At 63.5% G+C, this 18,361-nt stretch carries 17 protein-coding genes; 6 read left to right on the top strand and 11 right to left on the bottom strand.

Going from position 1 to position 18,361, the window contains the following annotated elements; translation table 11 throughout:
• Positions 1–48: 48 nt before the first annotated feature.
• Positions 49–435 (top strand): DUF4190 domain-containing protein, encoded by a 387-nt coding sequence (locus tag ACSMXN_RS17935; protein WP_022913183.1) that lies wholly within the window; start codon positions 49–51, stop codon positions 433–435.
• 35 nt (positions 436–470) lie between these two features.
• Here the strand turns inward: ACSMXN_RS17935 and ACSMXN_RS17930 are convergent, their stop codons facing one another.
• Positions 471–2,090, bottom strand: a complete 1,620-nt coding sequence (locus tag ACSMXN_RS17930; RefSeq protein WP_196811260.1) for a Y-family DNA polymerase — start codon at positions 2,088–2,090, stop codon at positions 471–473.
• On the bottom strand, positions 2,087–3,133 hold the full coding sequence (locus ACSMXN_RS17925; RefSeq protein ID WP_155958355.1) for a hypothetical protein: 1,047 nt from the start codon (positions 3,131–3,133) through the stop codon (positions 2,087–2,089). The genes ACSMXN_RS17930 and ACSMXN_RS17925 overlap by 4 nt, the downstream gene beginning before the upstream one ends.
• A 118-nt stretch (positions 3,134–3,251) precedes the next feature.
• On the opposite strand from ACSMXN_RS17925, the gene ACSMXN_RS17920 reads away from it, so the two are divergent.
• Entirely contained in the window at positions 3,252–4,163 is a 912-nt protein-coding gene (locus ACSMXN_RS17920) for an NADP-dependent oxidoreductase (protein ID WP_027139407.1), read from the top strand.
• Between the two features lie 4 nt (positions 4,164–4,167).
• On the opposite strand, the gene ACSMXN_RS17915 is transcribed toward ACSMXN_RS17920, so the two are convergent.
• From ACSMXN_RS17915 to ACSMXN_RS17880, 8 genes are all read right to left on the bottom strand, one after another.
• Positions 4,168–4,317, bottom strand: a complete 150-nt coding sequence (locus ACSMXN_RS17915) for a DUF7455 domain-containing protein (protein WP_455407783.1) — start codon at positions 4,315–4,317, stop codon at positions 4,168–4,170.
• Positions 4,318–4,476: 159 nt separating this feature from the next.
• A complete protein-coding gene (locus ACSMXN_RS17910; RefSeq protein WP_022913177.1) occupies positions 4,477–4,989 on the bottom strand; it encodes a GtrA family protein in 513 nt (170 codons plus the stop codon).
• 63 nt (positions 4,990–5,052) lie between these two features.
• The gene (locus tag ACSMXN_RS17905) at positions 5,053–5,889 is read right to left on the bottom strand and encodes a DUF1295 domain-containing protein (RefSeq protein WP_022913176.1); all 837 of its coding nucleotides are present in this window, start codon (positions 5,887–5,889) and stop codon (positions 5,053–5,055) included.
• A complete protein-coding gene (locus ACSMXN_RS17900) occupies positions 5,871–7,151 on the bottom strand; it encodes an SAM-dependent methyltransferase (protein ID WP_022913175.1) in 1,281 nt (426 codons plus the stop codon). The genes ACSMXN_RS17905 and ACSMXN_RS17900 overlap by 19 nt, the downstream gene beginning before the upstream one ends.
• Positions 7,148–8,413 carry an SAM-dependent methyltransferase gene (locus ACSMXN_RS17895; protein WP_022913174.1) on the bottom strand — a complete coding sequence of 422 codons (1,266 nt, stop codon included), beginning with the start codon at positions 8,411–8,413 and terminating at the stop codon, positions 7,148–7,150. Before ACSMXN_RS17895 ends, ACSMXN_RS17900 begins: the two co-directional genes overlap by 4 nt.
• Entirely contained in the window at positions 8,410–9,261 is an 852-nt protein-coding gene (locus ACSMXN_RS17890) for a DUF1365 domain-containing protein (RefSeq protein WP_022913173.1), read from the bottom strand. Before ACSMXN_RS17890 ends, ACSMXN_RS17895 begins: the two co-directional genes overlap by 4 nt.
• Positions 9,258–10,592, bottom strand: a complete 1,335-nt coding sequence (locus ACSMXN_RS17885) for an FAD-dependent oxidoreductase (RefSeq protein ID WP_155958354.1) — start codon at positions 10,590–10,592, stop codon at positions 9,258–9,260. Before ACSMXN_RS17885 ends, ACSMXN_RS17890 begins: the two co-directional genes overlap by 4 nt.
• 26 nt (positions 10,593–10,618) lie before the next feature.
• A complete protein-coding gene (locus tag ACSMXN_RS17880; RefSeq protein WP_022913171.1) occupies positions 10,619–11,326 on the bottom strand; it encodes an alpha/beta fold hydrolase in 708 nt (235 codons plus the stop codon).
• Positions 11,327–11,424: 98 nt separating this feature from the next.
• Between ACSMXN_RS17880 and ACSMXN_RS17875 the strand changes: the two genes are divergently transcribed.
• The 4 genes from ACSMXN_RS17875 to ACSMXN_RS17860 are packed head-to-tail and all read left to right on the top strand — an operon-like array spanning position 11,425 to position 16,879.
• The gene (locus tag ACSMXN_RS17875; protein ID WP_022913170.1) at positions 11,425–12,612 is read left to right on the top strand and encodes a 5-(carboxyamino)imidazole ribonucleotide synthase; all 1,188 of its coding nucleotides are present in this window, start codon (positions 11,425–11,427) and stop codon (positions 12,610–12,612) included.
• On the top strand, positions 12,605–13,153 hold the full coding sequence (gene purE, locus ACSMXN_RS17870; protein WP_022913169.1) for a 5-(carboxyamino)imidazole ribonucleotide mutase: 549 nt from the start codon (positions 12,605–12,607) through the stop codon (positions 13,151–13,153). The genes ACSMXN_RS17875 and purE overlap by 8 nt, the downstream gene beginning before the upstream one ends.
• Positions 13,150–15,957: an alpha/beta fold hydrolase gene (locus ACSMXN_RS17865; RefSeq protein WP_022913168.1), complete on the top strand. Its 2,808-nt coding sequence runs from the start codon at positions 13,150–13,152 to the stop codon at positions 15,955–15,957. The genes purE and ACSMXN_RS17865 overlap by 4 nt, the downstream gene beginning before the upstream one ends.
• Positions 15,950–16,879: an ABC transporter permease gene (locus ACSMXN_RS17860; protein WP_022913167.1), complete on the top strand. Its 930-nt coding sequence runs from the start codon at positions 15,950–15,952 to the stop codon at positions 16,877–16,879. The genes ACSMXN_RS17865 and ACSMXN_RS17860 overlap by 8 nt, the downstream gene beginning before the upstream one ends.
• Before the next feature lie 32 nt (positions 16,880–16,911).
• On the opposite strand, the gene ACSMXN_RS17855 is transcribed toward ACSMXN_RS17860, so the two are convergent.
• Complete coding sequence (locus ACSMXN_RS17855; protein WP_022913166.1) at positions 16,912–18,264, bottom strand: UDP-glucose dehydrogenase family protein; 1,353 nt, start codon at positions 18,262–18,264, stop codon at positions 16,912–16,914.
• Positions 18,265–18,361 lie beyond the last annotated feature (97 nt).

The following is an 18,361-nucleotide window of genomic DNA, read 5'->3' as shown; positions in this document are numbered from 1 at the left end:
CTTCGCGATAGGGTCAGCATCGACGCACGTCGTGGTGAGGACTGACTAGTGGCTGATGAGTACAACGACGGTGATTACGGCTACGGTGGTGCGCCAAATCCGAGCGATGATCCAAGGCAGCCGCCCTATGGCCAGCCGCCGTACGGCGCTCCGGCGTATCCGGTGGGCTATCCGCCTGGCGGTTCGCCCTACCCCGTGCCACGGCAGAACAATGGCCTGGCTCTCGCATCCTTGATCGTTTCACTGTGCAGCGTCTTCGCGTGTGGAATACCGGGCCTGGTCGGTGTTGGCCTTGGTATTGCGGGGTATCGCCAATCAAGGCGAACCGGTGTCGGCAAAGGTATGTCCATCGCGGGCATTGTCATTGGTGCTTCGTTCGCCCTGTTGATGTTTGCGTGGATTTCGTTCTTGATCGTCATTAGTGGTTTGGGTTGAGTACCGATCTCGGGGACGTCCCAGCGCTGTGGTCCTCAGTCATAGATGCCTTCCAGAAACCAGCTCTGTTCGGCCACCATGAAGAAGACGAGGTAGGCACGTCCCACGGCGTCGACGAGTTGTAGGCGAGCCAACTGCTGGCGGGACTCGACATCCCACCATCGTTCGTCCACCGGCCATGGGCCGGCCCACGCGGTGATAGCGCTGGATCGGCCACCGGCCATGCTCAGCACCGGGCCAGCGCCAGTCGCTGCACCATTGGTCGGCCCGGTAAACGGCTCTAACGCAAAGCGAGCCGGCGGGGTGGGGATACTGCCTCGTTCAGTGACGATGACCGTTCGACCGGAGCTGTCGAGAACTTCGACTGGCCGGGGCGGATCGATGATCACAGATGGTGCGGGTGACGGTAGCCGTCCGGGCCATGGCTGGGAAGCGACACCATCTTCGGGCCGGTCATCGCCCCAGGGGATCAGCCGAGTGCGCTGTACCGGCCCGCGGCCACCGGATACCACCGGAGTACGTACCGACCCATGGCCGAGCAGTGTTTGAACCCGAGCCAGGGCACGGTGCGCACGCTCGTCCACCGCGCCGTCCCCACCCCACAACGCACGCTGGTGAACGCCCGTGGGAACCGTATCGATGGGCGTCAGGCGAAGCAGATTCACTGGCCCGGACGGGGCGTTCGGTTCGCCCGGACGACGACTCAGCCAGCCCTCGAGCTGCCAGCGGACTCGATCGGTCACATCTACCGCGGTCAGTACGCCAGCGTGTCGCCAACGACGGACGGTCTCTTCGCCGCGATCGGTCTGAGCGATCAATTCGAAGCACGTACAGGCCAAACCGTGATCGGCAAGGTCGGACACGAACTGCTCGACAGTGCCACGGACGCTGAAGGCGATGGCATCTACCCGTTCCAAAGGTGGCTCGAATTCGATACTTGCCTCGAATTCAACCGGTGGCCGTCGGGCGGCAATCGGCCGTGCGTCGACAGCGCCCGATTGCCGGTGCGCCCAGGTTCCGGTTGGTCCGAAGCGAGCCTGGACGTCACTGGCCGGCAATGCCGCGAACGCGCCAAGGGTACGAATCCCCAGGCGTTTCAGCAGATCCGCCAAGTCAGGTTCGTCCAAAGTTGCGATCGGGAGGTCTGCGAGAAACTGCGCCGAGGCGCCGGGCGGGATGATGCTGCCGCGTCGGGCGGCCTGTTCGGCGGCGAAAGCGCCATCGGCCACTCCGATCAGAACATCATCGGTATGTTCGGCGATGATCCGTGACAGAGCGTGCAGCACTGCTGTCTCACCGCCGAAGTACCGGGTAGGCCCTTTGATACCGATCGAAGCAAGGCCTGGCCGCCCGACTTCGACGCCAGGGGCGATCGTTTCTATGGCGCCGAGGATCGGTTCGAACGCGCGCGCCTCGGCGGCTTCGTTGCGGGCGAGCACGATGAGATTCGGACACCGTCCCTGGGCTTCGCGGCGCCGTAGACCACGGACGATGCCTTGCTGGCGCGCAGCATGTGAGCACGCCACTACCCGGTTAGCGGTCAGTACCGCGATCGGCTCGGTCGAATCCAGGCCGTTCTCGGTGCGTACCGTCGTGACTGGCCAGTCCGGACACCACACCGCGGCCATCCGCGGAGGAGCGATCGGGACGGTCACCCCGCCTCGGCTAGAGCAGTAGCGGCGGGGTCGCTTTCCGACGATCTGGTGTCGGCGGCCGGGCGCCCTCGGACTGGTCGGGAGCTGGTTTGTTGAGAATCGCTGGGCCTGGTGCCGGTTGAGGGAGACTGGGTTACTGAAGCTGCGGATGGCAACCAGAGATCTGCGGTACGGGGGCGGGCCGACCGGCCTTTTCCGACGGCGGACACGGTGACACGGTGAGCCTTGATCCGTCCGTAGCCATCACCAATTCCGGTCCAATGACTGTGCTGCGCCGACAGTTGTACTTCTACAGCAGGCCAAGCGGTGGCGTGTTGTCCGAACAGCACCAGAACTGCGTCCTTGCTGCGGGCTCGGGCGGTGAGCCGACGGGCGTCCCCGTCATTGATACCGCTGGCGCCGGTACGGATCGTGGTGCTGTTGCCGGCTGTTGCGCTGGCAATTCCGGGTCTGCCAACCACCACGTCGACGGCGTCGAGCAGGGCACCGACCGCAGTCGTCCACGAAGCGGAGGTCCAACCGGATTCGGGAGGCCCGATTATCGCCAGCCGCTCCAGATCGATACCCGCTTCGGCGGCAGCTTCAGCACTGATTGCAGGCATGCCCACCATGGCCGTCCAGGCTCCTTTGGCTGATGGGCCGCCAAGTACGGCGAGCAGTAGCGAAACCGAACTCGTGATGGCGATGGTGCTGCCTCGGCGCAGACCGTCGGGCAATATCGATTCCAGACCCGGATGTAGCGGGAGCGGAGGGAGACAGGGCCTGGCCAGCGTTGCCATGGGCCCGGCTGGAGAAGCGCGCAGTTCGGTTCTCAAGGAGGGGTGCCGGTGCGAACTGGCACTGTCGGGGCTGTGGGAATAGCTATTGGGATGACTATGGGGATAGCTATGGGGATGACTATGGGGATGATCGGAAAAGGGATCTGGCTCAGCGACGGCATAAGCGCCGTCGGTGTCGTCGAACTCGGCTGCTTGGTCGTTCAAGACCCCGTAGTTCGGAAGGTCCGCTTCTTCAGGATCGAGGTTGAAGGCGGCGGCGGTCACCCTTCCATGTTCGAACACATGTTCTAATCTGTCAAATGGTGAGCGGACGAATGTGAGCGGACGAATGTGAGCGGACATGAGACTGAGCGCGACGCCTGCACCGAGATCGGAGCGAATGATGAAGGCAGCCCGATTCAGCCAGTTCGGGGGCCCGGAGGTCCTCGAGATCGTGGAGCTTCCGGACCCGCACGCTGGGCCGGCCCAGATCAGGGTCACCGTGCACGCCGCAGGCATCAATCCGTCCGACTGGAAGCTGCGCAAGGGCCTGATGGGCGGCGAGCTCCCACAGACGACGGGTCGCGAGGTGGCGGGCGTCGTCGATGAGGTCGGTGCGGGCGTGACGGACGCCGCCGTCGGAGACCGAGTGTTCGGCTTCTCGCCCGGGGAGGTCGGCGCTGGCGCAGCGGAGCTGGTGGTGCTCTCCGACTACGCGCCGATCCCGCCGTCCCTTGGTTTCGTCGAGGCCGCTGCGCTGCCCGTCGTCATCGAGACGGCTACGCGCAGCTTGGACGTACTCGGATTCGGGGCCCGGAGCTCGCTGCTCGTCAACGGCGCCACTGGCGGAGTCGGCAGCGCAGCTGTCCAGCTCGCCGTGGCGCGCGGTGCGCGCGTGATCGGCACCGCCAGTCCTGCCAACCACGATTACCTGCGCTCATTGGGCGCTGAGCCCGTCGCTTACGGCGAGGGCCTCGTCGCGCGGGTCCGTGCGCTCGCGCCAGCCGGCGTCGACGCGGCACTCGACATCGCCGGAAGCGGCGTCCTGCCCGAGCTCATCGAGCTCGCCGGTGGTCCAGAGCACGTCGTGACAATCGCCGACTTCGCTGGCGCTCAGGAGCACGGCGTGACGTTCAGCCGCGGGGACGATGCCGGTCGCGCCGTCCACGCGATCGCCGAGATCGGCGAGCTGATCGAGTCCGGACGCTTCTCGCTCCCCGTGGCGCAGACCTTCCCGCTCGCTGAGATCGCTGAGGCGCATCGCGTCAGCGAGGACGGTCACACGCGGGGCAAGCTCGTGCTGCTGATCGGGTAGTAGATCAGCGGGCGTCGGTGACGATCCTGGCGCCGCGACCGTCTAGAGCCGCTTCGAACGCTGAGAAGTGGTGGGCGCACCACAACAACGTGCTGCCGTCTTGTATCTCGGTCTCGACCACTGCGCGAGCAGAGCATCGATCGCATCTATCCATTGCGGTAAGGCCTTGAGAGCGCCTATCGGCATCGGTCACCATTTCGCTCCCTGATTCATTAGCGATGACTATTCGTACTCAGAACGTATTCGTAGCCGGCAGCACAACAGGATGGCGTCATCCGCGCCGCCCAATCCGTCCACCGGATTTGGACCGTGCTCAACCAGCGGCCAGGCGCGAGTCAGACTCGGGCTCGCTTACGGCTCGTGCGGCAATCTGTTCAGCAACCCGGTCGGGATGAAGGAACACGAACCGCTTGTACGCCCAGAACCTGAAGACCGTACCCAGAGCGATCGTGGCCAGGTTCACGATATTGATGACCAGATGATTGTCACGGTAGTGCAAGGGATATGAGAACAGGGCGAGGATCAACTCGCTGAACAGCAACGCGATGCCGTTGATGCCGAAGAAGAAGCCAGTTTCTCGCCCGATGCTGGTGCGCGCCCGGTGCGAGAACGACAGATAGCGATTGCCGAAATAGGCGAAAGTGGTCGCCACGATAGTCGCGACCAGCTTGGCTTTGAGCGGGCCGACGTTCTCCTGCGACAGAATCACATTGAACAGCCCGAGCTCGATGACGAAGGACACCGCGCCGATGAGCCCGAACGCTGCAATCTCTTTGACAAGTAGGCGCCAAGGCCCACGCAGGCGCCCGATTAGTGAACTAGACATTGCGACCTAGTGTACTGGCCCCCACCCTGTGCATACGTTCAGAAGCGTCCTCGCCCCCGTCCGCTACTGGCGCCGCACCGGCAGCGGGACGAAACCTGAGGTCCTGGACATGTACTCACGGTAACCGGGCCGGCGGGACATCGAACGTTCGAGTATCCGCTTGCCCGACCCGAATGCCAGCAGATAAATCATGATCGCGGGCGAGAAGATCGTAAGTACGCCGGGCCAGCGCTCAGCTGCGACCAGAAAGATTCCGATCCACACGCAGGCGTCACCGAAATAATTCGGATGCCGGGTGTATTTCCAGAGGCCCCGGTCCATCACGGCGTTCTGTGGTAGCTCCTCGCGTGCCTTCGCTGCCTTGAACTCCTCCATCTGCCAATCCCCGACAGCCTCGAAAAACAGTCCCACGAGCCACAACGCCAGACCTGCCCAGGCCAGCGGCGTGAGCGGGCCACGCTCGAACATGCCGACAAGTACCGGTGCCGACACTAGAAACGCCAGGATGCCCTGCAATCCATAGATCACAGCGATGGTCTGAATCGGACCGCGATCGGCCAGCATCTCTTCGTACCGCGGATCTTCTCCCTTGCCGACCGACCGGCGACCGATGTGAATCGCCAGCCGCAGACCCCAGATCAACACCATTGCCAGCAATAACCACCGGCGACCGGAGTTGCCCGAGCCCGACGAACAGACGAAGGCCGCCAACGCCGCGGAGCAGAACAGCAACCCCCAAGCAATGTCGATGACACTGTGCTTATTGGCAATGCGACTTGCGACATAGGTCAGGACGAGCAGTGCCACGATCGCCAGCACGGCCCAGGGCAGGCTGTCCATAAAGCTGGCAGTCGCAAAGGAGTGATCATCAGACCCGAACATCACGCTGGAAGGGCCCATAGTGGCGTGCTGGGCATACCCGAAGATCCGACGTCAGAGGGTTTGATGGCCAAGATCTGATCTACGCCCATCCGGCCCTCCTCAAACGTCAAGCTCCCACCCACCAGATACAGCCGCCAGACCCGGGCAACCTCTTCACCGACCATAGCTACAACAGCCGAATAGTGGCTTTCGAATGTCTCGAGCCAGTGGTTCACCGTGCGAACGTAATGTTCACGCAACGCCTGGACCTCGCGAATCTCGAAACCGGCCTCTTCGAGAAAGCCAAGGGTCTGGGCCACTGGTCGCATATACATATCTGGCGCGATGTAGCTCTCGATGAATGCACCGCCGCCGGGTGCGGCGTCCGCCCGCCGCGACATCTGTTGAAGTAGCAGCCGTCCGGTCGGTTTGAGGTGGGAGAACAGGGTCGAAACGTAGGCGGGATAGTTGTGCTGTCCGACATGTTCGCCCATTTCGATCGAGCTCACCGCATCGAAGTGATCTTCTCGCACCGCCCGGTAGTCCTGTACACGAACCTCTACCCGGTCGCTCAGATTGCGTTCGGCGATCTGCTTGCTGACGAACTCGTATTGCTGCTGGGAGATCGTGACACCGAGCACCTGAACACCGAATTGCTCCGCCGCATAAAGGCTAAGCGAGCCCCAACCGCAACCGACGTCAAGCATCCGCATTCCCGGTTCGAGCCCGAGTTTGCGACAGATCAAGTCGAGTTTCGCAGCCTGGGCCTCGGCCAGGGTGGCACCGGAATCGGTGTAGTAGCCGCACGAATATGCCATCGATGGATCGAGGATCAGTGCGTAGAACTCGTTGGACAAGTCGTAGTGATGGGCGATGGCCGCCTTGTCTCGTGCTTGCGAATGCAACGCGCCATTCAGCCGCGCCTGAGACGACGGTGCGGTCGGACGCCGCCCGAGCGCGCCGAGGCGTACCGCGAGCAATGCGGCTTTGAGCTTCTGGGATCGGGCCAAGGTGCGCTGCGTATCTTCGCCGGCACGAGCACGTCGCCAGACTTCTCGCAATCCCGCAGCAAGCGGTGCCGCACCTCCGGCAACAGTTATCTCTCCGCTGATGTATGCCTGCGCAAGGCCGAGTTCATTGGGCTCCCACAACAGTCGGCGTAGCGCTCGACGGGAGGTGATGTCCAGAATCGGCGCCTGTTCGGGTCCAGCCTCACTTCCGTCCCACGCGCGAATGCGGACCGGCAGACTGCCGCCCAGCATGGGGCCGGCCAAGTCGGCTAAGCGTTGTGCCGTGGTCATGAGGATCCTTCAACCGGCTTGGCGAATCCGAACTGGATGACATCGAGGTAGCGGGAGGAGAAGCCGGCCTCCGAGTAGGCGAGATACAACGACCACATGCGCCGGAACACCTGGTCAAATCCCAACGCCTGGACATTCGATGCTTCGGCTTCGAAAGTCTGGCGCCACCGCCGCAGCGTTTCGGCGTAGTGCAGGCCGAACGCAAATTCGGAACTCATCCGGAGTCCAGCCGCATCGACGTGTTCGCGAATGGCGCGTACCGACGGGATGGCTCCGCCGGGAAAGATGTATTTCACAATCCAGGTATACGTGTTCAGCGTCGCGACCATGCGGTCGTGAGGCATCGTGATGGCTTGCAGGCCGACACGACCGCCGGGCACCAGCAGGCTGGCAATCTTGGCAAAGTACTCATCCCAATGGTTGGCGCCGACGGCCTCGATCATTTCGACACTCACGACGGCGTCGAATTGGCCGCTGACCTCGCGGTAATCCTGCAAGCAGATCTCGACCCGATCGGCGAAACCAGCCTCATGAACGCGCTTGGTCGCAAGTTCGGCCTGCTCGGTCGAGATCGTCACCGAGGTCACTTCGGCGCCGCGAGCAGCAGCGCGGATGGCCAGCTCGCCCCAGCCGGTACCGATCTCGAGAACTTTGGAATGCTGCCCCACGCCGGCGATATCGAGCAGCCGGTCGATCTTGCGGTTCTGTGCCGACGTCAAGGACTCGGCGGCATGGTCGGGGTCGGACTCGAACAATGCCGAAGAGTAGGTCAGCGACTGGTCGAGAAACAAGGCGAACAGTTCGTTCGAGAGATCATAGTGGCGGCGAATGTTCTGCCGCGCCCCCTCCACAGTATTGTCCTGTGAGCTCGGACGAATGTGGACGGCCGCGCTGCGAAGCCTTTGTAGCTTAGGCGGAATCAGATCCGCCATCCGTCTGGCCATGACGGTGAGCACGCCTGCGAGATCGTCGGATACCCAGTCGCCAGCCATGAACGCTTCACCGAAGCCGATCAGGCCGCCCGACCCCAACCGCTCATAGAAAGCGTCCGGGCGGATGAGATGCAGGTTGGGATCATCGACCGTACCCGCACCGAATCGCTCGCCGTCGGCTGTTGTAACGCGTAGCGGCAGCGAAGCAACTGCACGTTTGGTCAATCTCTTGGCGACGGCTGCCCGCAGGGGGCGGTGCGGCACCGTCACGACCTCGGGCCACAGCGCCCCGTCGATCGAAGCTTCCGGTGGTGCAAAGGTAGCGGTCATGACTTACAACCCTCATTAGGAACTTGGGCGCACATGTTTGGCCCGATATCTGCCGTACTTCGAGATGAGTTCATTTCGGCAGGGACGTTCGTTGGCCGCGGACCTGATCGCGAAAATGGCCGCAGGCCTCGCAGGTAGAGCTGTATTCCGTGTCGCTTGATGCCCGCCATCACTGCCCTGGTCGCCAACGGCGTCCGCAGCGAGGCCCAAAGCGGGGACGGTTGCCGATCGCCCCGTCGACGGCGGCCGGTCATGACCGCGGCGAATGGTCTTTCGCCAGCGCGTTGCAGGTTCACGTTGACCAGCAAATGACGCGTAGGTACTGGGAGTCGCATCGTGTACTCGCCGTCCACCGGGTAGAAGGGCGACACGTAGAAGACCTTGTCGGTGCTGGCGTTTCCCGACCCGTCTGGGAACAACAGATAGCAGTGCCGGCCCCCGTAGGTGTTGCGGACCTCGACGACCAGCTGGCCAAGGCGGCCTGCGTTGTCCAAGCAGTAGAACACCGACAGCGGATTGAAGACATAACCGAGGACGCGTGGATTTGCGAGCATGAGGACGGTGGCCGGCCGGCCGACACCCTGACTGGCCAGGAACGCATCCACGTGCACTCGCAATGACGGTGGGCCCGGCCTGGATTGGTGCGACAGCGGGTGGTCTTCGGTGCGAAACGATGACAACCACCTCAGACCGCGCGGCAGCTTCGGGATATCGTCGAGATCGATCAGCCAGATCGAGCTGCGGCGAGTGAAGGCGTACGTGATCGGGTCGCGCCGCCGATGCGTGATCTCGACTTCGTACTCGGCCGGCAGCGCGATGCCGACCGGGGGAGCGGCGGAGACAGTCACCAGTGCACCCCGAGGCTGCTGGCGGCCACTACACCAGATCGGCAGCCGTCTTCATGGAAACCCCAACCGTGATAGGCGCCCGCGAAGGCGATCGTGGAGTCACTCAGCGCCGGGAGATCGGATTGGGCTGCGACCGAGTCAGGCGTGAAGATCGGGTGTTCATAAACCATCCGAGCTAAGACCAGATCGTCCGCGATCGACTGGCAGCCAGCCCCACCAGCAGCTTCCAGGTTCTGATCGTTAAGCGTTACCAGGTATGGTGTTTCGGTCGCGAGCCGTTGCAACCGGTTCATGTCATAGGTCACGTGAACGTTACTGGCGGCGGCGTCACATGACGGTAGGTAGTAGTTCCACGAGGCGTGGGCCCTGACCGCGCGCGGGAGCACGTTCGGGTCCGAATGCAGAACCGCGGGATTCACGGAATATGTGATTGCGCCCAGCGTAGCGGCCTCGGTGGCACTCGGCGCGGCCAACATATTCAGCGCCTGAGCAGGGTGGGTGGCGATTACCGCAGCGTCATAGCGTCCGAGTTGGTCGGCGTCATCCCGAACGAGCACACCCGCGGCGCTGCGGCTGACGCTTCGTACCGGGGTCGAGGTATGTACCGCCGACAGCTGCTTGGCAGCTTTTGCCACGTACCGAGCCGACCCACCAACCACCGTCCGCCATTCTGGCGAACCGCTTACCGAGAGCATGCCGTGGTTGTCGAGGAATTCGAAAAGGTATTCCGCCGGGTATTCCAGCGCCAGGCTGGGGGAGCATGACCACACTGCCGAGATCAGTGGCGTGACGAAATGCGATCGAAAGTACGCGCTGAACCTGCCGCGCTGCAGAAACTCACGCATCGTCTCGGGTACGGCTCGGGATTCTGCGTCCAGCTCGGTCTCACCGGGTAGCGCTGCCTTCGCCAACGTCGCTCGCGCCCGCCGATGGAATCGGGTCACCTCAGTGAGCAAGTAGAGATATCGCGGGTTGCCCGCATTGCTGATAGCTGGAAAGAGTCCGGACAGCCCGCGCGCACCTGCGTATTCGAGACCGCAGCCACCGCAGCTGATCGACATGCTCATCTCAGAGTCCTGAGTTGCCACCTCGAGCTCGGCGAACAGTCGTATCAAGTACGGGTAGGTCCGCGCGTTGTGCACGATGAACCCGGTGTCGACGTTGAGCTGGCTTCCAGCGGGATCAAGGAGTTCGTGGGTGTGCGCGTGACCGCCCAGGCGTGAATCAGCCTCGAACAGCGTGACGTCGGCTTCCCTTTGCAGGATGTAGGCCGCGGTGAGCCCCGCGACACCACTGCCGATGACGGCGACTCGACGTCGGCTCATCTCGATGGTCTCCTTCTCGCTCCCGCGTCACGTCAGACCTCGACGCGCGGGTTGCCCGCTGCAACCTGTTGGAGGAGATTCGGTACCCGTGTCACAACGGATTGGTCGAGCAGGGTCTGCATCAGAAAGCCCGCGGTCAGGTCGTGCCAGACCGCAGGGCGGCGAAGCATTCCGTGTCGTTCGTCTCGTATCTCGACCAGGCTGGCCGGCACCCCAGCAGCCCGGAGCCGGTCGGTGAACAACTCGCTACCTCGTGGCGAGGTCATGCGGTCTGCGGTGCCGTGCATCAGCAGCGCAGCTCGTCCCGCGACTTGTTCGATGGGCTCGTCGGCCGGCAACCATGGCGCTAGGCCCACGACCGCACGCACGCTGGGGTGACCGGCCGCTCGGAACGCCGTCCGGGCGCCCATTGAATGACCGACCAACCCGATTGCCCGGCCAGGGAACCTGTCGGCGAGCCGATCGAGTGCCCATTGAGTATCTGTCACCGGTGACATCAGCTCGCCGTTCCAGCCACGGACGCAGAACCGCAACCTGGCGACGACCAGCCGGCCGTGCCCGAGATGTTGGATACGGCGCGCGAGGGGGACCATGCGCAGCACCGCGAGTTGGGTGGCCCGGGTCGGGGCGAGGCTTGCTTCGCGGCCGCCGTGCAGGACGAGCACCACCGCGACGGGCCCGGCGTCAGACCCCGTCCTTCTGAACGATCGGCTGACGTGCAGAGTGGGGAGGCCAGACATGAGCGCCAACGTACTTGAATCCGGACGAATCCATCCGACAAGCGGCGGCGGTGGCCCGGTGGCCCGGTCGGCTGAGAATGACAGATAGATTTAGTGACGTGGACAAGCGCACCGGACTGCCCGTCGTCGGAATGGTTGGAGCGGGCCAATTGGCTCGCATGACCCATCAGGCCGCCATCGCACTCGGGCAATCGATCAGGCTGCTCGCCGATTCCCCTGACGACGGGGCGGCGATGGTTGCTCCAGATGTCGAAATTGGCGACTACCGGTCCCTGGCTGATCTGCAACGCTTCGCCGAAGGCTGCGATGTGGTGACCTTCGACCATGAACATGTACCGGGTGAGCACATTCAGGCGCTGGCCGCGGCCGGGGTGACGGTACTGCCGAGCGCGCAGGCGCTTCAGTTCGCTCAGAACAAGGCTGCGATGCGCCGACGACTGACCGAGCTCGGCGCCCCCGCACCGGCTTGGCTGGACCTGTCACGAACAGACGATCCGTCAGCAGCCTTAGCCGAATTCGGGACCGAGGTGGGCTGGCCGCTGGTATTGAAGGCGATCACGGGAGGCTATGACGGCAAGGGGGTCTGGGTCGTCGCTTCCCTTGACGAAGCGAAGCCGTTGCTCGAGTCGCAGACGCCCCTGCTCGCCGAGGCAAAGGTCGATATCGATTTCGAAATCGCGGCGGTCGTCGCCAGGTCTCCTTTCGGACAGGGCGCATCGTGGCCGATCGTCGAGACCGTCCAGCAGAATGGCATCTGCACCGAGGTCATTGCACCCGCTCCGCGCCTGAGCGAAACGCAAGGCGACAAGGCTCGTGAGCTGGCATTGCGCATCGCCGCCGAACTCGGTGTCACCGGAATTCTCGCGGTCGAGTTATTCGTTACCAAGACAGGGGAATTGGTCGTCAATGAGCTCGCTATGCGACCACATAACTCCGGGCATTGGACGATCGAGGGATCGCGTACATCTCAATTCGAGCAGCACCTGCGGGCGGTGCTCGACTACCCATTGGGGGTCACCACCCAAACCGCGCCAGTGGTCGTCATGGCGAACGTACTCGGTGGCCCAGATGATACGAAGCCGGCACTGGACGAGCGCGTGCACCACCTGATGGCCCGCTGGCCGGATGTGAAAATCCATTTGTACGGCAAGGGCTTTCGGCCTGGTCGCAAGGTTGGCCACGTAACTGCGCTAGGAGACGACGTTCAAACGGTGCGTGCTCGAGCGCGGGCCGCGGCAGATTATCTATGTCTCGGAGACCGAGCAGAAACGGACGCTCATGGCTGAGGTAACACCTGCGAAGGACCCGGCAGCAGGCCCTGATGCTCCACTCGTGGGCGTGATCATGGGCAGTGACTCCGACTTCAGCGTCATGAGCGATGCGCTTCAGGCGTTGCGGGAATTCAACGTGCCCTGCGAGGTGCGGGTGGTCTCTGCCCACCGAACTCCGGAGGGCATGCTCGACTACGCGCGGGCCGCGGCCGATCGCGGATTGAAGGTGATCATCGCCGGCGCTGGCGGAGCGGCACACCTGCCAGGGATGGTCGCCTCCCTCACTCCCTTGCCGGTCATCGGCGTGCCGGTACCGCTGAAATATCTCGACGGCATGGACTCACTGCTGTCGATCGTTCAGATGCCCGCAGGCGTCCCGGTGGCGACCGTTTCGATCGGCGGTGCGCGCAATGCGGGCCTGCTGGCGGTGCGCATTCTGGCTGCGTCTGACGTATTGCTCCGCGGCCGCGTCCAAGAGTTTCAGCGGGCCCTGGCTGAGAGTGCCCTCAGCAAAGACGCCGCACTGGCCGAGAAGCTCCGTACGCTCGCAGAGTGATCGACCCTTCCCGGAATCAGTCCGGCCTCAGGTCGTCGTCAGCTGCGTCATGGTCCGCCCGACTTCGGGTCATAGTTTCACGTCGAAACCGCTGGTGGTTGGTGGCAGCACTCGCCGTGCTGGCAATTGTCATCTCAGCGGTTCTGGTTCTGGTCAATCAGCCCGCCAAGGTAAGCGTGAGCGATCAGTTTGTGGCGGGCGTTGCTGAGTCGGACGGCTCGGTCGTCCAACTGGATACCTCCCTATTTCTTCCCGCCGCTGTTCCCGCCCCTGCCGTGCTCCTCGCGCACGGGCTCGGCGGCACCAAGGCGGACCTGGTTACCCAGGCGCGCGATCTGGCCAGACACGGCTATGTAGTGCTGACCTACACCGCCCGGGGATTCGGTCGCTCAGGCGGGCTCATCCATTTGGACTCGTTGCAGTACGAGGTTGCAGATGGTTCGAAACTGCTGGATTGGCTGCAGCAGCGGCCAGAGGTCGAACGGCGCTCCGGCGTGCCGGTCGTCGGTGTCGCAGGCAGTTCCTACGGCGGCGCGTTGGCCCTGATGCTCGGGGCGGTTGACCATCGCGTGGACGCAGTCGCGGCCGACATCACCTGGAACAACCTTGCGACCGCGCTGTTTCCCAATAATGCCGTCGCGGCTGACGGAGCTGGATCGACCGGGACAGCCGCCGGCGTGTACAAGAAACTCTGGACCAGCTATCTGTTCTCGTTCTCGATGGGCTCTGGCGGGGCTGTGGGCTCTGACGGATCTGTGGGTTCGGTGGAATCCGGCCCCTCGGCCGGTCCAGGCTGTGGACGGTTCGCGCCCGACATCTGCAAGATCTATCAGCAGATGGGCGTTGCTCAAACCGCGCAGGCGGCTGCGGCCGTGCAGACGGCGAACCACCAGCGACTGCTGCAATCGAGCCCGACCGCCGTGCTGAGCCGGATGAGAGCGCCAACGCTGTTGACGCAAGGTGAGCAGGATTCATTGTTTCCGCTCAGTGAGGCCGACGCCAACGCCAAGCAAATTGCGCAGGCCGGCGCGCCGGTGCAGGTGCGCTGGCGAGCCGGTGGTCATGATGCGGGCGATAACAGCGACAGTGTCGATACCTGGCAGCGCGCCTTCTTCGACCAGCACTTGAAATCGGCGACCGGTTCCGACGACGGGGCCGCGGATTCAGTTTCCGCAGCGGGTTCGGGCGGTTTCCTGCTTTCCGAGCGAGGCGCGGGGATCTCCGGCTCGACGGGACGGGCAGTGAACACCACACTGCGCGCGGTGAATGGCTATCCAGGGTTGCCAGGTAACGCGCATAACACCGCCAGCGTCGCCTTGACCGGGCCTACGCAGGTAATCGACGCGCCGCCCGGCGGCAGTCCGGCGGCGGTGTCGTCCTCACCTGGTCTCGGGCAGTTACTCAATGCGGCAGCGTCAGCGGGCGCCGCCGGGGCCATCGGAGCGGTCGGCCTATCCGAACTGCCTGGCCAGACCGCGACGTTCAGCACCGCCGCGTTGCCCGATGCCAGGTTGATCGTTGGATCGTCCAAGGTTTCCCTGACGATCGCTGCTCTTCCTCGCTCGGACGCGACTCAACGTGTTAGCAATGCGACTCTGTTCGTGAGCTTGCGCGACATAGCTCCCGACGGAGCCAGCACCCTGCCGGCGAACCTGGTCGCACCCGTGAACGTCGAGCTTGGCGCGGCGCAGGCGAAGGCCGTGTCGATTGATCTGCCCTGGATCGTGACCCAGATACCAGCAGGCCATCGGCTGGCAGTAGTCGTATCAACGACAGACAGCGGCTACGCAATGCCGGCCGATGCACGTGCGTACACGGTCACGTTGAATCCCAGCCAGTCCCAGTTGACGATCCCCGTTGTCGCCACGAAGACAATCCGCAACGGGAGTGTGCTCTGGTGGCCGATCTCAGCCGGGCTGGTCCTGCTCGTCTGCGCCGGCTATCTCGGCTGGCGATTCCGGTCCCGGCGGCAGGCCGATCGCGATCCCTTGCTGGCTGATGTACCGGTAGCGGTCTCGAACCTGGTGAAGGAATACTCCGACGGCTATCGGGCCGTCGACGGCGTGACGTTCCGGGTGGAACGTGGCCAGGTGGTTGGCCTGCTCGGGCCCAATGGCGCGGGTAAGACGACCACCCTGCGCGTCCTGATGGGGTTGATCATGCCGACCGAAGGCTCGGTGCGGGTGTTTGGCGAAGAGGTCGTACCGGGAGCGTCCGTGCTGTCTTCGTTGGGCGCCTTCGTCGAAGGGCCCGGCTTGCTTCCGCATCTTTCCGGACGTGAGAACCTCGAGCTGTACTGGGCGGCCTCCGGGCGCCCGAGGGAGGCAGCAGAGTTCGACACGGTGCTCGAAATTGCTGGTCTCGGTTCATCGCTGGATCGTCGGGTGAAGACGTTCAGCCATGGCATGCAACAGCGGCTGGCGATAGCGCAGGCCATGCTCGGTCTACCCGAAGTGTTGGTGCTGGACGAACCGACAAATGGCCTCGACCCACCGCAGATCGCCGAGATGCGTGAGGTGCTGCACCGCTACGCCGCGAGCGGTCGCACCGTGATCATCTCATCGCATTTGCTTGCCGAGGTCGAGCAGACCTGTACCCATCTCGTGGTCATGGCACGGGGGCGACTGGTCGCCGCGGGATCGGTCGCGGAGGTCGCCGGTGCGGGTGCTGAGCAGCTGGTCGTGCCCGACGCCGGCCAGGCTCTGGATGTCCTTTCCGCTGCTGGCATATCGGCACGGGCGGTGCCGGCCCGGCGTGCCCTCGAAGATGTCTTCCTCGATCTGATCGGTGAGCGCCATGAGTGACGAGCCCGAATCGACTAGCGCACCCGCCGCGGCCACTCGCCGGGGTATTCACGATCGCTTGGCGGCGTTGCCTGACGACCTGCCTGCAGCCTATCGACCCTTCGATCCTGGTAGGACGTTGCCGCTGCGGGTGGAATTCATCCGGCAGCTCAAACGCCGTCGAACACAGTGGACCGGTGTGTTTCTGCTTATCCTGCCGATCATCATGGCCTTGGCGTTCAAGATCGGCGGCTCGACCTCGAGCTCGCCAAACGGTGCCTTGGTCGACCTTGCTACCGCTGGCGCCGGGAATTTCGCATTGTTCGCCGAGTTCGCGTCGGTCGGGTTCCTGCTGGTTGTCATCGTTGCGATGTTCTGCGGCGACACCATCGCGAGCGAGGCTAGCTGGTCCTCATTGCGTTATCTGCTGAGCCTGCCGGTTCCGCGGGCCAGGTTACTTCGGCAGAAACTCATCGTCGCGCTCTGTTTCAGCTTCGCGGTCAACGTTTTGCTGCCGTCCTGGGCCTACGTGGTGGGCGGAGCGTTCTTCGGCTGGGCGCCGGCAAGATCACCGTTCGGCGGTAGCTTCAGCTACTCCGAAACGCTGCAGCGAATGGTGATAGTCGCGGTGTACGCATCCATTCAGGCCATCTTGGTTGCAGCCCTGGCCTTCTTGCTCAGCGTCTTGACTGATGCTCCGCTCGCCGCCGTTGGCGGAGCGACGTTTCTTGTCGTCGTGTCCAACATCCTCGACTCGATCACGGCACTCGACCCGTATCGAGTCGTGCTGCCGACGCACTTTCAGTACTCCTGGCTCGATGCACTGACCCCGACCATCTCGTGGGACGACATGGTTCGAGGTACCGCCTTGGCTGTGATGTACTCGGCGATCTTCTTCACGGCGGCCTGGACCCGCTTTGCCCGTAAGGACATTACGAGCTAGGTCGGCCGTTTGGGTCGCCAGCCGGACAAGCGCTAAGGACGCCCAAGCGACCGATACACCCAGCCCGCACCGCGCCACCGCTCCGGGTCAAGCACGTTGCGCCCGTCCACGACGTTGCGTTTGCGGACCTTCGAGCCGATGTAGTCGGGATCCATCGAGCGGAACTCCTCCCACTCGGTCAGCAACATCACCAGATCGGCCCCGGCAACAACCTCGTCCAGCGAATCGGCGTAGGTCAGTTCTGGGTGCAACCGTTGCGCGTTGGCGTTGGCCTGCGGGTCATAGAGCACGACGTCGGCGCCGCGGCGGGCGACCGCCGAGGCTACGTCGAGCGCAGGGGAATCGCGAACGTCGTCGGAGTTGGGTTTGAACGCTGCGCCGAGCACAGCGACCTTGGTACCGCGGTAGCTGCCATCGTTGAGATCCAAGCCAAGCTCGACCGTGCGGGCCCGTCGGCGCAGGTTGATCTCGTCGACATCGCGCAGGAACGACACCGCTTGATCGACGCCGAGCTCACCGGCCCGCGCGATGAACGCTCGGATGTCCTTCGGCAGGCAGCCGCCGCCGAATCCCAGGCCGGCGTTGAGGAATTTGCGTCCGATCCGTACATCGTGGCCGATTGCGTCGGCGAGTTGGGTGACGTCTGCACCCGTGGCCTCGCACACCTCGGCCATTGCGTTGATGAAACTGATCTTGGTGGCCAGAAATGAGTTCGCGGCTACTTTTACCAACTCGGCCGTCGCGAAGTCGGTGACGATGACAGGTGTTCCGGCCGCGATCACCGGTGCAAAGGCGGACCTGATGGTCTGCTCGGCCCACTCGCTCTGGACGCCGAAGACCAGTCGGTCGGGGCTGAGGGTGTCCTCGACCGCGAAACCCTCACGGAGGAATTCTGGGTTCCAGGCGAGCTCGACGTCTGAGTTCGGCGACTTTCGGGCCAGCAGCTCAGCCATCCGTACGGCGGTACCCGCTGGAACGGTCGATTTGCCGACCACGAGGGCCTTGCGAGTCAGTTTTTCGGCCAGCGACGAGAAGGCAGCCTCGACATAGGTCATGTCCGCTGCGTATTGGCCCTTTTTCTGCGGCGTACCGACACAGATGAAGTGCACATCGGCGAAATCAGCCACCTCGGTGTAGTCAGTGGTGAAACGCAGCTTGCCGGAGTCCATGTGCTTAGCTAGCAATTCGGGCAAACCGGGCTCGAAGAAGGGGATTTTGCCCGCCCGCAGCGCGTCGATCTTGGCCTCATCGACGTCGAGCCCGATCACCTCATAGCCCAGTTCGACCATGCACACCGCATGGGTGGCTCCCAGGTAACCGGTTCCGATCACAGACAGGCGAGGCTTCTCGGGCTTCTGAGGCTGCTGAGTCTGCCCTTGAGTCATGGTTGCGTTTCTCCAAATCTGGTCTTGCGGTAGTAGACACGATCAGCATGGCAATGACTGCATCAGGTTACGGGGCGCCGTATAGACGCTACTCAGG

The organism is Parajatrophihabitans canadensis (genome assembly GCF_053764775.1).
The sequence above is the reverse complement of the archived record's forward strand: the minus strand, read 5'-3'. Positions and strand labels throughout refer to the sequence as shown.